Below are 15,617 nucleotides of genomic sequence, written 5' to 3'. Positions count from 1 at the left end.
AGGATAATTTATGAGTGGAGGTGATGATATTGGCAAAGAACAAGCGCGATAAAAAGCCATTAGATCGTGAGGAATACGGATATGGTTTTGATATAAGTGTAGATGATTTAGCGGTTATTGGTCAAAATCAGCAAGCAAAAAAACAAAATGATCAAGAAAACAAAGACAATAAGCCCCATAATAAAAATAATCCATCTACTTTAAATAAATAACAATACGTAAAAAGATTTCGCAATCGCCTACAGGGTAACGCGGAATTTTTTTATGCCCTATAAAAAAACACCCAATAAAAAGGGTGTTAGTTCAATAATTCACGTAAATATTCTCGTAATTCTATCGTTTCTTCCTCTGTGCGATTGTACACATGTTCTAAGTAACCAGGTTCTTCTATATCATCAGGGCCGATGATAGCAAAACGACCAAATTGAATATCCATGACAAGCACTTTCCCAAAGAAGCGGCCTGATTGTAAAATAGCTAAATCATAACGTAGCTTTTTCCCAGCAAAACTAACAAAGCGTGTTTTTGTATCTTCTACATCATCATATAAAAAAAAACGTTCCATCTTTTAATCTCCTTCCAGTCCTATAGTTATGGTACTATAGAAGAGAAAAGACTATCAACTTTTAATGATTTGAATGGGGGCTTTCCTTGTGTATTTTGTAGATCGTAATAAAATCACAAAAAATTTACAGTACTTAGATGGGCTATTAACTATTTTGGAGACAGAGGATAATGATAACTGGCTTCAAAATGATATAAAGAAATTAGCTATCGAGCGAATTGGACACAACATTATGGAGTCAATGATGGATGTAGGCAATTTAATGATTGACGGTTTCATTATGCGTGATCCAGGAAGCTACGAGGATATCATCGATATTTTAGTCGATGAAAAAGTTGTAGCTGCTGAAATGGAAGCACCATATAAAGCAGTTGTCGGCTTGCGTAAAATGCTTGTACGCGAGTTTATAGATGTAGATATCCCAGAGGTTATTCAGGTACTAACAGCCAATTTAGAGGCTTTAAAGCAATTCTCGCCAGCAGTCCACCATTATTTAACAAATGAATTAGGGCCAGTTTCTGCTTTTTTACCAGAGGACCATCAATGAAACAATATAAAGCCTATTGCTTTGATTTAGATGGCACTGTCTATCGCGGGAAGGAAGGAATTCCTTCAGCAGTTGCGTTTATTCATCGTTTACAGCAAGCAGGAATTGAGCCATTTTATGTAACGAATAATTCTTCGAAGACGCGAGAACAACTGCAGGAAGCTTTAATGTCTATTGGTGTAAACGCACCATTAGAGCATATTTATTCAAGTGCATTGGTAACAGCAAAATATGTGGCACTTCATTTCGCAGGCAAAAAAGTAGCCATGATGGGCACAGATGGAATACGTCAGGCATTACTCAATGAAAATATTGAGCCTGTTGAAGATGAGCCGGAAGTATTTGTTATGGGTATTGATCGTACGCTTGATTATATGGCACTTGCTAGAGCAACGATTTTTGTCCAAAAAGGGGCAACCTTTATTGCGACTAATCAAGATATTAAATTCCCGACAGAGTACGGCTTTTTACCAGGCAATGGTTCTTTTGCTCGCTTAGTAGGAGAGGTTGCAGATGTTGAACCAATCTATATTGGTAAACCATCACCAGCCATGCTGGAAGTAATCGCTACAGAACATGGAATTGCTAAAGAAGACATGGTGATGATCGGTGATAACTATGACACGGACATTATGTGTGGTATTCGTTTTGGCTGTGATACCATTCATGTGAATACAGGCGTTACTCCTACAAAGGTTGTACTAGAAAAAGAATGTCAACCTACATATGTAGTGGATGTATTAAAATAATAAAAGGATGTTTATGCTGATTTTTAGCATAACATCCTTTTTATTTGTTCAAATTTATTTCATATAGGCATTTTAGAAAACTACCATAATGGATTTTCTTCAATAAATTGATAAATGGCTTTCGTTAATGCATCAGGAGAATCGGCTTCTACTAATTCACCATTTACAATTGCATAAAAAGATTCCGAGCACTTTGTACAATAACTGAGGCAGCCATATTCCAAAACGTCGATGTTTGGGTCGCGTTCGAGTACTTCATAAGTTGCTTGAGAGCCATTTGCTAAATTACTTATACAAAATTCAACCATTGGATTCATTCATGTCACCTCACCAAAGTAATGCTACTCGGTTTTACGATTTTCGTCAATTATTTATGTTTAAGGTAAAAGAAACGTTTTTTGATAAAAGATAAAGGGAATTCGTTATTAATAGCTCTAAAATCAATCGAAATGAACAAGTTCTCATTTATTATGTGAAATCTTTCACAAAATTTCATTCTGATATTGTGAAACTTCTCACAATCGGTTATACTCGTTTGTGGATACTTTGTGAACAATTATTAAAAGAGATATAAAAGGAGACTATTATGGGTAAATTAGTACTTTTAGGTGGCGGCTACGGCAATATGCGTGTCATGCTTCGTCTATTAAATAGCTTACCATTAGACAGAGAGGTAGTTATAGTAGATAGAGCCCCTTTCCATAGTTTAAAAACAGAATTTTATGCATTGGCGGCAGGGACTGCAACAGATAAAGAAATTCGTGTAAGCTTCCCAGAGCATGAACGTTTAACGGCTGTATATGGAGAAGTCGTTGAAATTAATCGTGCAGAAAAAGTAGTCCTTTTAGAAGACGGGCAACGTATTGAATATGATGATTTAGTCATTGGGCTTGGCTGTGAAGATAAATATCATGGTGTACCAGGTGCGGAAGAGCACACATACAGCATTCAAACGATGGGACAATCACGCGCAACATTCCAAGCACTTTGTGGTTTACCGGCTGGATCTACAGTGGGAATTGTAGGAGCTGGCTTGAGTGGAATTGAGCTTGCAAGTGAGCTACGTGAAAGTCGATCAGATTTAAAAATAAAGTTATTTGACCGTGGTCAACGTATTCTTAAGGATTTTCCAGAAAAACTAAGTAAGTATGTAAAGGATTGGTTTGTTAAGCATAATGTTGATGTTATAGCCAACTCCAATATTACAAAAGTAGAACCAGGTAAAATTTTCAATCACGAAGATGAAATTTTACTCGATGCTGTCGTTTGGACTGCAGGTGTACAGCCTGTCAAAATCGTTCGTGATATGGATGTTGAGAAAGATAAACATGACCGTCCACTTGTCACTCAGTATTTTAATGTACTTGATGATGAACATGTCTATATTGTTGGGGATTGTGCTTCATCAGAATTACCTCCAACAGCACAGTTAGCTGAGGAACAAGCGGAGCAAATTGTAAAAGTACTTCGTATGCGTTGGAAAGGTGAACATTTACCAGAGAAGATGCCGGACATTAAATTAAAAGGCTTCATGGGGGCTCTTGGTAAAAAACAAGGCTTTGTGTACTTAGCTGATACAACAGTCACTGGACGTATCGCGCGCTTAATGAAATCAGGATTATTATGGTATTACAAACGTCAAAATGATTAATTAGCTACTGTCTTTCATAGAGAGAAAAGGGATTGCTCTAACATCATGTTGAAGCAATCCCTTAGCTTTGTTTAAACAGTTTTGTCTGGAACAAAGCCTAAATTTTCAAGTGTTGTAAATACAGGCTTTAATTGCACATAGCCTTCACCAACAACTTCATTATTTATGAGGACAAGAGGGTAAAAAAACTCATCTTCTTGAATACGTTTGGCATACTCCTGGTCGCGATCATTCTCAATTGGACCTTCAATATCAATATAGCGAATATCGTAGGTTTGATCTGGGTACTTACGGTCGATGGCTGCTTGAAGCCACTCATATGTATCTTTTGAAGATGGAGCATTGACACAGCTAGCACAGATAACAGCTGTTCCATAAATTTCAATCATTGGTTTTGTTGATGGCATAGTATTTTCTCTCCTTGTGATTCAATATTGGATTTTTTCTGTTGCTAACATTATAATCATTATAAGGAAAGGAGTCGAGATAAATGGCAGAAGCAACAATTAACGACCAAGTACAAGAGGTATTAGATAAATTACGTCCATTCTTACTACGTGACGGTGGAGACTGTGAATTAGTAGATGTTGAGGATGGCGTTGTTAAATTACGTTTATTAGGTGCATGTGGCAGTTGCCCAAGTTCTACGATTACATTAAAAGCTGGTATTGAACGTGCTTTACTAGAAGAAGTACCAGGTATTGTGGAAGTAGAGCAAGTATTCTAAGCTATCATAAAAAGTTCTAGCTGTAAGCACAGCTAGAACTTTTTCAGCTATACATGGCGTGCATGTTCCTTCTCTTCACGTATAATGGCCCATTGCTCTTTCGCCATATCCACAATTTTTGCTTCGCCCCCAGCACTTTGTTTTTCAATGACTCTTGAAAAGAAACGTGTGGCATTTTCAATATCTCCAATGCGTCTGGATAATTCAGCAATCATATACATGATGCGGACAGCTGACATTTGTGTTGAACTATAATCCTCAGTTGAGTAAGATTCCATATAATAATCACGTGCTAATTTCAAAAAACGTTCCTCTTGTCCGCTATTGTTCAAAGAACGATAAAGCCAAGCAAGACGTAAAGTTAATCCGGCAATCGCTACATTTTTTTCTTTTTTAATTGTGCCACAAAGAAAAGCTAACTTATAGGCTTGAATCGCTTGAAATACGGTACGTTCACCCTTGAAATCATGGTGCACCCATTTTTCCGTAATTTGTGTACGAATTTCATCTTGAATACCTGGTGCAAAATATTTTGTAAAGTCTTCTGTAAAGGAGAAGCCGCAATGCTCGCAAACAAAGACGTTGTAATAAAGAGCATTGACATCATCTGCATAGATCGGTTGAAAATCTGTTTCGGTATGGTCTACTTTAATAAATTTTGAGCGTACCTTTAATGTTGGAAATTCTTTTTTGCAATTCAAACATTGAATCTTTTTTTCGTAATATGGTGAAATCTCCATATATATTCCCCCCTACAAAGAAGTCGTTGTAACTATTATACCAATAGAGTTTTTATTAACATGAATAAAAAATACTAAAAATGTGAAAAATATTAGAATTATGACTAAAAATCGACTTGAAGCTGAATGTTTGTCATACAATGGTCAAAATTGATATGATAATACGTAAGAAGGAAGGTGATTGGGATGACAAGTACAAAAAAAGTAATTGAAGTTACACAAGCTGCTGGCTTTCATATTAATGAAATGATGGAGCATAATGAAGAACAAGGTTCTTTTTTACGTGTAGTGGTGAACGGTGGCGGCTGTAGCGGACTATCCTATGGCATGCACTTTGATCAAGAGAAAAAAGAAGATGACTTTGAAGATGTACAGCATGGTTTAACAATTCTTGTTTCCCGTGAAGATGCGCCGATTTTGATGGGAACAAAAATTGACTATAAACAATCGCTAATGGGCGGTGGCTTCACAATTGATAATCCAAATGCTATTGCATCATGTGGCTGTGGTACTTCATTTAAAACAGCTAAACGTGAAGGTACACCTGAGGTTTGTGAATAAAAACTTGTATCAGGAAGTTGATAGATAAGTGTACACAATCCTTAAAATAAGAACACAACCCTAAAATAGCGGTTTAGGGTTATAGATACCAAGCCTTTTTGATTTGTATGTTGGGATAACAACAAATTGAAGAGGCTTTTACTATAGTTTGCAAACATAAAAATCTAAAACGAAAGCCCCGTTTATAAAATTAAACAAGGCACCCTAATATTTTAAAATTTATAATACCAAAAAATCGCTATTTCATTTGCTGTTGGAAAGTTTGCATAAAGCATTGTATCCACTGCACCTATTATAAAGTGATTTTTGGCATAAAAATGACAAGCTGAAACATTGATATCCTGTGTTTCAAGCATGAGACCACAAAAGTTCCTTTCTTTTGCCCACTCAATTGCTTTATTTAGTAAGGCAGTGCCCACACCATTTTTTCTATAATCCTTTGCAACAGCAATATCTTCAATAAGTGCATATCCGTTCCAATTAGAGCACATCTTAATCTGCCCAACACAGTTGTTTTCAATATAATAAAAAAATACAGCTTTCTCGACTTCCTCTATGTAACGAAGGTCCATTTCATCATCATCATATTTCTTGAAGTAAGGCTCAGAAAATATTTCCTCTGTGAATGTCCAAATATTATTTGCATATGTCGGTACAATCCTTCCTGAAACCATAAAACCGTCGTTTGTTTTATTAAAATCCTTTATATTATCTTGAGTCATTTTAATAATCATTTTCATCTCCCTTTCTCCATTGAGGTAGGATTTCTACCTATCTTAAGCCAAACTAACATCTACCTTCTTTAATGGAATTCCCGACAGCAGGAAATTGGAATTTACATGTTTACATTGGTGAGACCCTCTTTGATGAAATAATAGTTAATGTACAGTCAGTTCTAAGAAAAGCGCTTCTTTCATTGATGAGGAAAGAAGCCTTTTTCATGGAGTTAATCAGATTTTTCACGCTCAATAAACTTTGCCTCATTTAAAATAGCTAGCTGGTAAATGGCCCTTTTTTCATCGAGACCAAATTGTCCGTTTTCCGCAATAACAAATTGTTCATTGTTTGTTGTTTGAAAGTAATACGTTCCTACAGAGCCTATTTCATATTCGTAGATAACCTCATTTATATCTTGCCATTTATAAATAGTTTGTTTGTGATAATGTTGAAAAACGATTTGATCCTTTTGTATGGCGCTATAGCTTAAAAAAGAATAATAACCTAATACGAAGCTGCTTAAGATGATTGCAGATGAAATGGCGTAAATATATGGATTTCTTTTTAAACCGAGGACAATCAAAGCTAATACTATTAATCCGATGGCTATTAAAAGCATAATAAAGTTGCTAGGAGGTGTAATCAGTACGACATTATCCCTATTAAAATAAAATGTATGCGATATAGTTAAGGGCATAAAAAAGGCAAGAAAAGGAGTTAATATCGCTAACATAAGTGCTGCTATAAAGTACTTTGCTCGCACTGAGAGTGCATTTAACATAAGGTCTCCTCCTAAATTAAACTTCCTTGTTATTAAAAGTGTAACATATTTACAAATAAGGTATGCATACGCATTTTTGCAGTCTATAAAGATTGGTCGTAAAATTCTGAATAAAAGCTTCATTCCATTGAAAGCAAGCAGGTATAATAGTTATATAGAGGTGAAGGTTATGAAAAAGGATCGAGGAAAAATATGGTTGGGTGTATCAGGTGTTACGGTCAATGAGCTTGGACAATGGTTAGTTGTGAAAAAGGCTTATAGCGGCTTGAAAGGACGTTGGTCATTGCCAGCAGGGTTTGTCAACGCAGGTGAAACAGTGGATGAGGCGGTCATTCGTGAAATCAAAGAAGAAACAGGAATTGATTGCAGTGTATCAGGCTTAATTGGATTTAGAACGGGTGTCATCCGTGATGACATTAGTGATAATATGGCGATTTTTTATTGTCATATGCTAGATGAGCAGCAACAGGTATGCATTCAGGAAAAAGAAATACTAGAAGCCCAATGGTTGTATCCCCATGAGCTAGCACAAGATGAAACAACCTCGGTTATGTTAAAAGAAATGGCATCCAATCAATTCGAAAAACATCAATTAGAAGCGATAGAGGGGATTAATCCTGGCGATATTTTTGGTTATACCTCTTATCGACTGTTCTTTAAAAAATGATATGACTTCAGGAGGAAGGCTATGATGGAGTTATTTTTATTTATGCTGGAGCGAGTCGGTCTGATCATTGTGTTTGCCTTTTTAATGTCCAGATGGAGACTTTTTCGAGAAAAGTTGTTTCAGGAGCAAGGAACGAAGGAGAAAATATGGCTTATCATTATCTTTAGTAGCTTATGTATTATTAGTAGCTATACAGGTATTAAAATTGAAAGCGGTACGATTCATCCTTTAAATCAGATGATACATAGTACGATCAATGCTGAGGAGGCTATTGCTAATACGAGGTTAATCGGCGTAGCCATTGCAGGTATTTTTGGTGGGCCCCTTGTAGGTGTTTGTGTAGGGATTATTGCAGGTGTTCACCGAATTACACTTGGGGGCTTTACAGCGATAGCCTGTGGTGTTTCGACGATTCTTGCTGGCTTTATGACAGGTGGATTAAGCAAACGTTTCAAAATACGTCAAACTTTTTCCTATAAGAAAGCTGTCATTATTGGAATCTGTGCGGAAACGATTCAGATGATTGTCATTTTAGTAGTCGCGAAGCCATTCGAGCAAGCTTTGCAGTTAGTATCGTTAATTGCGCTGCCAATGATTTTGATGAATGCCTTTGGGATATTTTTATTTTTCATGATTATTAAAACATTTATTGATGAGGAAGAACGGACAAAAGCTTTACAAACACATCAAGCTTTTTCGATTGCCCAACAAACGATTGAGCATTTTCGTAAGGGGTTGAATGAAGAATCATGCCAAACGGTTGCTGAAATTATTAAAAGGGAAATAAAAGTAGAGGCGGTCGCTATTACTGATAAAAAGGGCATATTGGCACATGTCGGTGTTGGTGAGGATCATCATTTAATTCATCGTGAAATTATGACAGCTTTAACGAAACGTGTATTAAAGGAAGGCGAAATTTTAATGGCTACTTCGGCAAAGGAGATTCAATGTCCACATGATAGTTGCCCATTAAGCGCTGCCATTGTTCTGCCTTTAATGGTACAGCAGCGCACTGTTGGAAGCTTAAAGCTCTATTTCACGAAAGCAGAATCTTTAACGGGAGTGAAGAAGGAGCTTGCGGAGGGCTTAAGTAGACTATTCTCCTCACAGCTCGAATATGCTGAAATTGAACAACAGCGAAAGTTATTAAAAGACGCTGAAATTAAAGCATTACAGGCACAAGTTCATCCTCATTTCTTCTTTAATAGTCTGAACACGATTTCGAGCTTGATCCGAACAGATGCAGATGCGGCAAGAGCGCTATTGATCAAACTAAGCACATTTTTTAGAAGCAATTTGCAAGGCGCACGGCAAATGCTCATTCCATTAAAAAATGAAATTGATCATGTTGAGGCTTATTTATCCATTGAGCAAACAAGATTTCCTAATCGTTACGAAGTTGAATTTATGATGGATGAAACACTCTTTGATGTGCAAATTCCTCCATTTACATTACAGCCTCTTGTTGAAAATGCTATTGATCATGCCTTTAAAAACCGCAAGGAAGGCAAGATTTTTGTCAAAGTACAACGAGTGAACGATAAGCTAGTACTAGTAACGGAAGATAATGGCTGTGGTATGAGAAAAGAACAGGTGAAACAGCTCGGTAAACATATTATGCAATCGGAGCAAGGGACAGGAACGGCATTATGGAATATTTATCAACGCATTCATGAAATTTATGGCACAGAGGCAGATTTTCATATAGCGAGTACATTGGATGTAGGAACGAAAATAATGATTCAACTGCCGCTAAAGGCGACTAGATGGGAGTAGAAAAGATTGAATGTATATATTGTGGATGATGAACCGTTGGCACGCGCTGAGTTGAGGTATTTATTAGAGCAAACAGCGTTAGTAAATGTTTGTGGCGAATCTGAAAATCTAGAGGACTTTTGCAAACAGTATGAACAGATAGATTGTGTATTTTTAGATATTGAGTTAGGAATGAAGAATGGACTCGATTTAGCTAAGCAACTACTGTTAGATGCACAAAGACCCGAAATTATTTTTGCTACAGCCTATGATGAATATGCATTACAGGCATTTGAGGTCAGTGCCTTTGATTATATTTTGAAACCATTTGAGGCACAAAGAGTACAAGCTACTGTGGAAAAGCTATTAGCTAAAAAAAGAGCTGCCCAGGTAAAAACAATGGAAGAAATAAAGTTTTCACAGTTGGACAAGCTCGATAAATTAACGGTTTATGTAAACGATCGAATTTTATTAATGAAAATACAGGATATTTTATATTGTACATCTGAGGACAGTAAAACGGTGGTTGTGACAGAGCAAGGGAGATTTTTTGCTTCGGAGTCATTGGCAGCGTTAGAGAAGAAGCTGGCTTTAAAAGGTTTTGTGCGTGTCCATCGTGCGTTCATTGTTAATTTAGAGCATATTGTGGAACTAGAGCCTTGGAGTAGTTCTAAATATAATTTAATATTGCACAACAGACATTCAATTCCGGTTAGTAGGCTGTATATGAAGGATGTACGGAAAATTTTTGACCTATCAAAATAGTTGCATTTCAATAGAAGAATACGACATTTCAACTTTGATTTCTGACATTTCAGTTAATTTTATGAATATGGGGGACATTCCTTTGCTATGATGTGAAAAAAGTAAAAGGGGTGTTTGCATGAATGCGATTACAATTGTGATAGGATCTATTTGTGTTTTGGTGATTAGCTATCGTTTGTATGGCATATTCTTTACAAAAAGGGTACTCAAAATAAAAGATGATACGCCCACGCCAGCGCATGCTTTGGAAGATGGTAAGGACTATGTTCCGACGAATAAATGGGTAACCTTTGGGCATCATTTTGCAGCGATTGCCGCCGCAGGACCGTTGGTTGGACCGATTTTAGCTGCACAGTTCGGGTATTTACCTGGACTTCTATGGTTATTAATAGGAGCGGTAATTGGTGGGGCTGTCCACGATGCTGTTGTGTTATTTGCTTCCATGCGTCATGGAGGGAAATCCTTATCAGAAGTGATGAAGGAGGAGCTTGGTCCTATTGCTGGCTTCTGTACAGGCCTTGCGATGCTATTTATTATTACGATTACTATGGCAGGTCTTTCAATGGTGGTGTTAGGAGCTTTAGAACGTAATCCATGGGGAACGTTTGCGGTAGGGATTACTATTCCAATCGCGATACTAGTAGGGATTGCTTATCGTAAAACAGGCAATTTAATTTTAACATCCACAGTAGGCTTTATTTTATTGATGATTGGCGTATTTATCGGGCCACTTATTCAAGGTACAGCATTTGGTGAATTTTTAACGTTTGACCGTGATACATTAGCTATTATCTTACCGATTTATGCCTTTTTCGCCGCAGCCTTGCCTGTATGGCTATTACTAGCCCCACGTGATTATTTAAGTAGTTTCATGAAGATTGGTGTATTTATTGCATTAATTATTGGCGTTTTCTTTGTCAATCCTGCTATTCAGTTCCCGCCGTTAACAGAATTTATTCATGGCGGTGGCCCAGTAATTGCAGGTCCTGTATGGCCATTTGTGTCTATTACGATTGCCTGCGGAGCTATTTCAGGCTTCCATGCTTTTGTAGGCTCAGGAACGACGCCTAAAATGATTGATCGTTGGGAAGATATTCGTATTGTTGGCTTTGGCGCAATGTTAGTAGAGTCATTAGTAGGCGTGATGGCCTTGATTGCAGCTACAGCCCTTCATCCAGCAGACTATTTTGCGATTAACTCAGCACCAGCTGTATTTGCCACATTAGGGATGGAGCCTGTTCATTTACAAGCCTTGTCTCAAAGCATTGGTATGGATTTAGAGGGACGAACAGGAGGCGCTGTAACTTTGGCTGTTGGAATGACAGATATCTTTACAGGCATTCCTTGGTTCGCAGAGTTATCTTCTTATTTCTATCAATTTGTAATAATGTTTGAGGCTGTCTTTATTCTAACAGCCATTGATGCAGGAACGAGAGTAGCTCGCTATTTGATTCAAGACTTTGGTGGCAATGTTTATAAACCATTGAAGCGTACCAATTGGGTGCCGGGTACAATTTTTGCCAGTGCACTCGCCTGCTTTATGTGGGGCTATTTATTGTATTCGGGGGATATTAGCTCCATTTGGGTATTATTTGGTGTATCCAATCAGCTGATGGCAGCTATTGGTTTAGTATGTGGAGTGACGATGGTATTGAAGGTGGCAGATAAGCGAGTTTATGCGTTAACATGCTTTATTCCATTGGCTTATTTATACGTCACTGTCAATGTTGCAGGCTATTGGATGATTAAAAATGTGTATTGGAATCCAGCAGCTGCAGGCTTCAATATGTTAAATGGCATCTTATCCGTTATTATGCTGATGCTCGGTTTATTAATCGTCATCACAGCCTTTAAAAAATGGGCACAGCTTTGGAAATCACCGAAGTTCTTGCTAGCTCAAACAGCTTCATAAAGAAACAGCAAAACTATTGAAGATTAGAAGCTCTATCTTCAATAGCTTTTTGATGATAAGAGCGGGAAATACTCGCGATGAAGGAAGGAATACTCGCGGAAGACAGGGAAATACTCTCGATAGGAGGAGGAATACTCGCGGAAGACAAAGAAATACTCTCGGTAAGAGAAAGAATACCTACAAAAAAACAGGGGAATACCCGCGATAACTGAAAGATTAACTAAATATGTCGAACAAGCGAAAACAAGGATATGTTCATTGAAAGCGTTGTCGTAATCATGTAAACTAATGAGAGGAAAACGGAGGTTATACATACATGGATGGTCCAGTTTCATTAGTACAGTTAATCATTTCAATATTGTTATTTTTCGTCATGTTCTTTGGTATCGGATTTTTGTTAAATATGCTGTTACGTATGACATGGTTAATGTCGATTGTGTATCCAATCGTTGTCATCTTTATTGTAGATGAAGTAAGCTTCTTAGATTATATTTTTAAGCCAGGTTCTGCATTCCCAGCACTAATCGATAAATTACAGGCTCTACAGTTTGTAGATATTGCTATTTTATCAGGTGGATTTGCGGGTTCCATTGTGGCAGGTATCGTGATGATTTATTTACGAAAAAGTGGATATCGAATGTTCTAACTTGCTTAGTATTCTTCTTTCAATCGAAGGAAGAATACTTTTTTTATACAAAAAAACACAACCTCCCTCTAGAGGATGTGTTTTTATTGCTTATAATATGAAAAACTCGTAGGTTATGATGGCGATAAAAATACCTGTGAGAGCCCCAAAAAATACTTCGCTTCGTTTATGACCTAATAATGTTTTTAATTCCTCCATTTTCTCCTGCCCATCCATCTGAGGCCATTTTTTTAAATCATGGAGCAATGTTTGGAAGTCCTTGCGCAGCTGATTTAATATAGCGGCATGCTGTCCTGCTTGGTAACGAACACCACTTGCATCGTACATCACAATAATGGAAAACATAGCGGCTACTGCAAAAATAGGGGATTCCAACCCCGTCTCATAAGCAATCGAGGTTGCCAGTCCAGTGACTGAGGCAGAGTGAGAGCTAGGCATACCGCCCGTTGAGGTAAACAGGCTCCAATTCACTTGTCTAGTCATTAAAAAATGGATGGGGATTTTGACAAACTGTGCAAAGAGAACCGCAAAGAGGGCAATTAGTAATGGGGTATTTTGAAGTAAACTCAAATTCATCACAACCTTCGCAAATAATTGCTTTTATTATAACATTCATTATTTTCTAAAAGAAGATACAGGCAAATATTACGTACTTTTCAGAAACTTCGTTATAATAGTATATGGAATGGAGGAATTTACATGCATATTGTAAAAGAAACAAAAACATTTGAAACGATTTCTACAGAACTATTAGTGGTGGGAGTCACAAAACATTGTGAACAAATGCAGGATTGGACAAGCTTTTCATCTTTTTACGGTGAATCCCTTGATACGTGGATTAGTGCTGGGGACGTATCAACAGAATTAAAGAAACTAACGAAATTGCCATTTGTGAAAGACCATGCGAACCTTAAACGTATTTTATTTGTAGGCCTGGACGAGCGTAAAAACTTAACAGAAGGTGATATTCGCGCAGCATTTGGTTTAGTAGGAAAAGAATTAAAAGCTTTAAAGGCAAAAGAGTATTCCATTTGGCTTGAATCATTTACAACAGATTCAATCACAACTACAGATGTAGCGTTTTTAGCAGGAGAAGGAATTGGACTTGGCTATTATGCTATTCCTCATTACAAAACAACTTCAAACGAAGTAGATAAACGTATTGATGCTGTTCATCTTGTGACAATGTCAGAGGATATAGATGAAGTTGTGGCAAGCTTTGAAGTAGGTGTAATTTATGCGGATGCTGTCAATGAAGCTCGTAGTTTAATTAATCTACCACCAAATCTACTAACAGCAACTGATTTAGCCAATTATGCAGAATCACTTGCAGTAGAGTATGATTTTGAAGTAGAGATTTTAGGTAAAGCTCAATTAGAGGAACTAGGTATGGGTGGTATTTTAAGTGTTAACCAAGGCTCATATGAAGAACCACGATTAATTACTTTAAAATATAAAGCGACTGAAGATTTTGAAGATCCAATTGGCCTTGTCGGTAAAGGGGTAACATATGATACAGGTGGATATTCTTTAAAGCCAAAAGACTCAATGGTCGGTATGAAAGGCGATATGGGCGGCGCAGCAGCTGTGCTTGGAGCGATGAAAATTATCGGTGAATTACGTCCAAATAAAAATGTTGTAGCTGTTATCGGTTCTACAGATAACATGGTATCTGATACAGCATTTAAACCAGATGATGTGATTACTACGTATAGTGGGAAAACGGTTGAAATCTTAAACACGGATGCAGAAGGACGTTTAGTTCTGGCAGATGCGACTACATATGCTAAACAGCAAGGTGCTACATCACTGATTGATGTTGCTACTTTAACTGGAGGCGTCATTACTGCGCTAGGTATGGATAAAACAGGTGCTCTTGCGAATGATGATGCATTTTTCACAGCATTTATGGAAGCTGCAAACGAGACAGATGAATTTGTTTGGCGTATGCCTTTAACAGAGAATGATAAAAAACGAATTCGTAAATCAGATGTAGCTGATTTAAACAACTCTCCAGGTCGTGATGGTCATATGATTTTCGGTGGAGGCTTTGTAGGTGAATTCGTTGGCGATACGCCATGGATTCATTTAGATATTGCTGGCACATCTGATGCAGTGGCTATACATGATTTAGGGCCTAAAGGCGGTACTGGGGTTATGGTACGTACGCTTGCGAATTTTGTCCAACGTTTAGGGGAAGAAAAGTAAGAGAGAATGGCAATCAGCGGGAATTTGTTCTCGCTGATTTTTTGTGATTTAAGCACTAATCCCGATAGAATAGGCATTCTACATATGATAGATGTATCTTCCTTCATACGATAGAGTAAAAAGGGAGGTAGCATATGCGCAATTTCGGAGGTTACCCAGGAGGAGGATTTGGAGGCTTTATTTGGCCATTTGGTGCACCGTTTTTCGGTGGTTTTTTAGGAAGTTTCCTTGGCTCTCAATTTAATCAATATCCTTATAATCCATATTATCCAAACTATCGACCATATCAGCCAGGTCCATATTTTCGACCAGGTCCACGGTATCGCAGACCTTGGTAAGCACATAAAACGATCAACCAGTTGTCTTATAATCGGCAACTGGTTTTTGTTGTGCCTTACGAAGTAGCAAATTGGGTGTTGACAGAATATACTAAATTATTTATTATTCTTATTATATTACTAAGAATTAAATAGGTGGCTGACTAGCAAACTAGAGGCTTTTATTGTTCATAGGCATTGTTGTGCCTAAGGATAATATTGGCCTCTTTTATTATCTTGATTCAATAAGTGTTTTTTGAACCACCAGGTACAGAAGACTCCCTCCACTATAAATAGAGGATAGAAGGA

At 37.4% G+C, this 15,617-nt stretch carries 20 protein-coding genes; 13 read left to right on the top strand and 7 right to left on the bottom strand.

Going from position 1 to position 15,617, the window contains the following annotated elements; genetic code table 11:
* Positions 1-23: 23 nt before the first annotated feature.
* Positions 24-212 carry a hypothetical protein gene (locus V6670_RS18065; protein WP_186436239.1) on the top strand — a complete coding sequence of 63 codons (189 nt, stop codon included), beginning with the start codon at positions 24-26 and terminating at the stop codon, positions 210-212.
* Between the two features lie 86 nt (positions 213-298).
* Here V6670_RS18065 and V6670_RS18060 read toward each other — a convergent pair whose 3' ends face one another.
* Positions 299-565 carry a DUF3055 domain-containing protein gene (locus V6670_RS18060; protein ID WP_036119730.1) on the bottom strand — a complete coding sequence of 89 codons (267 nt, stop codon included), beginning with the start codon at positions 563-565 and terminating at the stop codon, positions 299-301.
* 88 nt (positions 566-653) lie between these two features.
* Here V6670_RS18060 and V6670_RS18055 point away from each other — a divergent pair, with 88 nt between their 5' ends.
* Together V6670_RS18055 and V6670_RS18050 are read left to right on the top strand one after the other, a co-directional pair.
* Entirely contained in the window at positions 654-1,112 is a 459-nt protein-coding gene (locus V6670_RS18055; RefSeq protein WP_036119733.1) for a DUF86 domain-containing protein, read from the top strand.
* A complete protein-coding gene (locus V6670_RS18050) occupies positions 1,109-1,861 on the top strand; it encodes a TIGR01457 family HAD-type hydrolase (protein ID WP_141905622.1) in 753 nt (250 codons plus the stop codon). Before V6670_RS18055 ends, V6670_RS18050 begins: the two co-directional genes overlap by 4 nt.
* 80 nt (positions 1,862-1,941) lie before the next feature.
* Here the strand turns inward: V6670_RS18050 and V6670_RS18045 are convergent, their stop codons facing one another.
* Positions 1,942-2,178 (bottom strand): YuzB family protein, encoded by a 237-nt coding sequence (locus V6670_RS18045; protein WP_036119739.1) that lies wholly within the window; start codon positions 2,176-2,178, stop codon positions 1,942-1,944.
* 269 nt (positions 2,179-2,447) lie between these two features.
* Here V6670_RS18045 and V6670_RS18040 point away from each other — a divergent pair, with 269 nt between their 5' ends.
* The gene (locus V6670_RS18040; RefSeq protein ID WP_141905623.1) at positions 2,448-3,512 is read left to right on the top strand and encodes an NAD(P)/FAD-dependent oxidoreductase; all 1,065 of its coding nucleotides are present in this window, start codon (positions 2,448-2,450) and stop codon (positions 3,510-3,512) included.
* A 71-nt stretch (positions 3,513-3,583) separates the two neighbouring features.
* Here V6670_RS18040 and V6670_RS18035 read toward each other — a convergent pair whose 3' ends face one another.
* Positions 3,584-3,919 carry a YuzD family protein gene (locus tag V6670_RS18035; protein ID WP_338651807.1) on the bottom strand — a complete coding sequence of 112 codons (336 nt, stop codon included), beginning with the start codon at positions 3,917-3,919 and terminating at the stop codon, positions 3,584-3,586.
* Between the two features lie 83 nt (positions 3,920-4,002).
* Between V6670_RS18035 and V6670_RS18030 the strand changes: the two genes are divergently transcribed.
* Positions 4,003-4,239 carry a NifU family protein gene (locus tag V6670_RS18030; protein WP_004228295.1) on the top strand — a complete coding sequence of 79 codons (237 nt, stop codon included), beginning with the start codon at positions 4,003-4,005 and terminating at the stop codon, positions 4,237-4,239.
* Between the two features lie 47 nt (positions 4,240-4,286).
* Here V6670_RS18030 and V6670_RS18025 read toward each other — a convergent pair whose 3' ends face one another.
* Positions 4,287-4,979 (bottom strand): DUF2225 domain-containing protein, encoded by a 693-nt coding sequence (locus V6670_RS18025; protein ID WP_338651804.1) that lies wholly within the window; start codon positions 4,977-4,979, stop codon positions 4,287-4,289.
* 186 nt (positions 4,980-5,165) lie between these two features.
* On the opposite strand from V6670_RS18025, the gene V6670_RS18020 reads away from it, so the two are divergent.
* Complete coding sequence (locus V6670_RS18020) at positions 5,166-5,540, top strand: iron-sulfur cluster assembly accessory protein (protein ID WP_036119760.1); 375 nt, start codon at positions 5,166-5,168, stop codon at positions 5,538-5,540.
* Positions 5,541-5,752: 212 nt separating this feature from the next.
* Here the strand turns inward: V6670_RS18020 and satA are convergent, their stop codons facing one another.
* Both satA and V6670_RS18010 read right to left on the bottom strand, forming a co-directional pair.
* Complete coding sequence (gene satA, locus V6670_RS18015; RefSeq protein WP_338654667.1) at positions 5,753-6,274, bottom strand: streptothricin N-acetyltransferase SatA; 522 nt, start codon at positions 6,272-6,274, stop codon at positions 5,753-5,755.
* Between the two features lie 212 nt (positions 6,275-6,486).
* Complete coding sequence (locus V6670_RS18010; RefSeq protein ID WP_338651803.1) at positions 6,487-7,038, bottom strand: hypothetical protein; 552 nt, start codon at positions 7,036-7,038, stop codon at positions 6,487-6,489.
* A 169-nt stretch (positions 7,039-7,207) separates the two neighbouring features.
* Here V6670_RS18010 and V6670_RS18005 point away from each other — a divergent pair, with 169 nt between their 5' ends.
* The 5 genes from V6670_RS18005 (at position 7,208) to V6670_RS17985 (ending at position 12,783) form a co-directional block, all read left to right on the top strand.
* Positions 7,208-7,705 carry an NUDIX hydrolase gene (locus tag V6670_RS18005; protein ID WP_338651802.1) on the top strand — a complete coding sequence of 166 codons (498 nt, stop codon included), beginning with the start codon at positions 7,208-7,210 and terminating at the stop codon, positions 7,703-7,705.
* Positions 7,706-7,729: 24 nt separating this feature from the next.
* A complete protein-coding gene (locus tag V6670_RS18000) occupies positions 7,730-9,481 on the top strand; it encodes a sensor histidine kinase (RefSeq protein ID WP_338654665.1) in 1,752 nt (583 codons plus the stop codon).
* 6 nt (positions 9,482-9,487) lie between these two features.
* Positions 9,488-10,225, top strand: coding sequence for a LytTR family DNA-binding domain-containing protein (locus V6670_RS17995; protein WP_338651801.1), 738 nt, complete (start codon positions 9,488-9,490; stop codon positions 10,223-10,225).
* A 118-nt stretch (positions 10,226-10,343) separates the two neighbouring features.
* Positions 10,344-12,137 carry a carbon starvation protein A gene (locus V6670_RS17990; protein ID WP_141905627.1) on the top strand — a complete coding sequence of 598 codons (1,794 nt, stop codon included), beginning with the start codon at positions 10,344-10,346 and terminating at the stop codon, positions 12,135-12,137.
* Between the two features lie 316 nt (positions 12,138-12,453).
* On the top strand, positions 12,454-12,783 hold the full coding sequence (locus V6670_RS17985; protein ID WP_036119784.1) for a YuiB family protein: 330 nt from the start codon (positions 12,454-12,456) through the stop codon (positions 12,781-12,783).
* A 90-nt stretch (positions 12,784-12,873) separates the two neighbouring features.
* Here the strand turns inward: V6670_RS17985 and V6670_RS17980 are convergent, their stop codons facing one another.
* Complete coding sequence (locus V6670_RS17980; RefSeq protein WP_141905628.1) at positions 12,874-13,359, bottom strand: divergent PAP2 family protein; 486 nt, start codon at positions 13,357-13,359, stop codon at positions 12,874-12,876.
* A gap of 123 nt (positions 13,360-13,482) precedes the next feature.
* Here V6670_RS17980 and V6670_RS17975 point away from each other — a divergent pair, with 123 nt between their 5' ends.
* Both V6670_RS17975 and V6670_RS17970 read left to right on the top strand, forming a co-directional pair.
* Positions 13,483-14,991, top strand: a complete 1,509-nt coding sequence (locus V6670_RS17975) for a leucyl aminopeptidase (RefSeq protein ID WP_338651800.1) — start codon at positions 13,483-13,485, stop codon at positions 14,989-14,991.
* 134 nt (positions 14,992-15,125) lie between these two features.
* Complete coding sequence (locus tag V6670_RS17970; RefSeq protein WP_036119794.1) at positions 15,126-15,329, top strand: hypothetical protein; 204 nt, start codon at positions 15,126-15,128, stop codon at positions 15,327-15,329.
* Positions 15,330-15,617 lie beyond the last annotated feature (288 nt).

This window comes from Lysinibacillus sp. Y5S-8 (assembly GCF_036894365.1).
GTDB lineage: Bacteria > Bacillota > Bacilli > Bacillales_A > Planococcaceae > Lysinibacillus > Lysinibacillus fusiformis_D.
The sequence above is the reverse complement of the archived record's forward strand: the minus strand, read 5'-3'. Positions and strand labels throughout refer to the sequence as shown.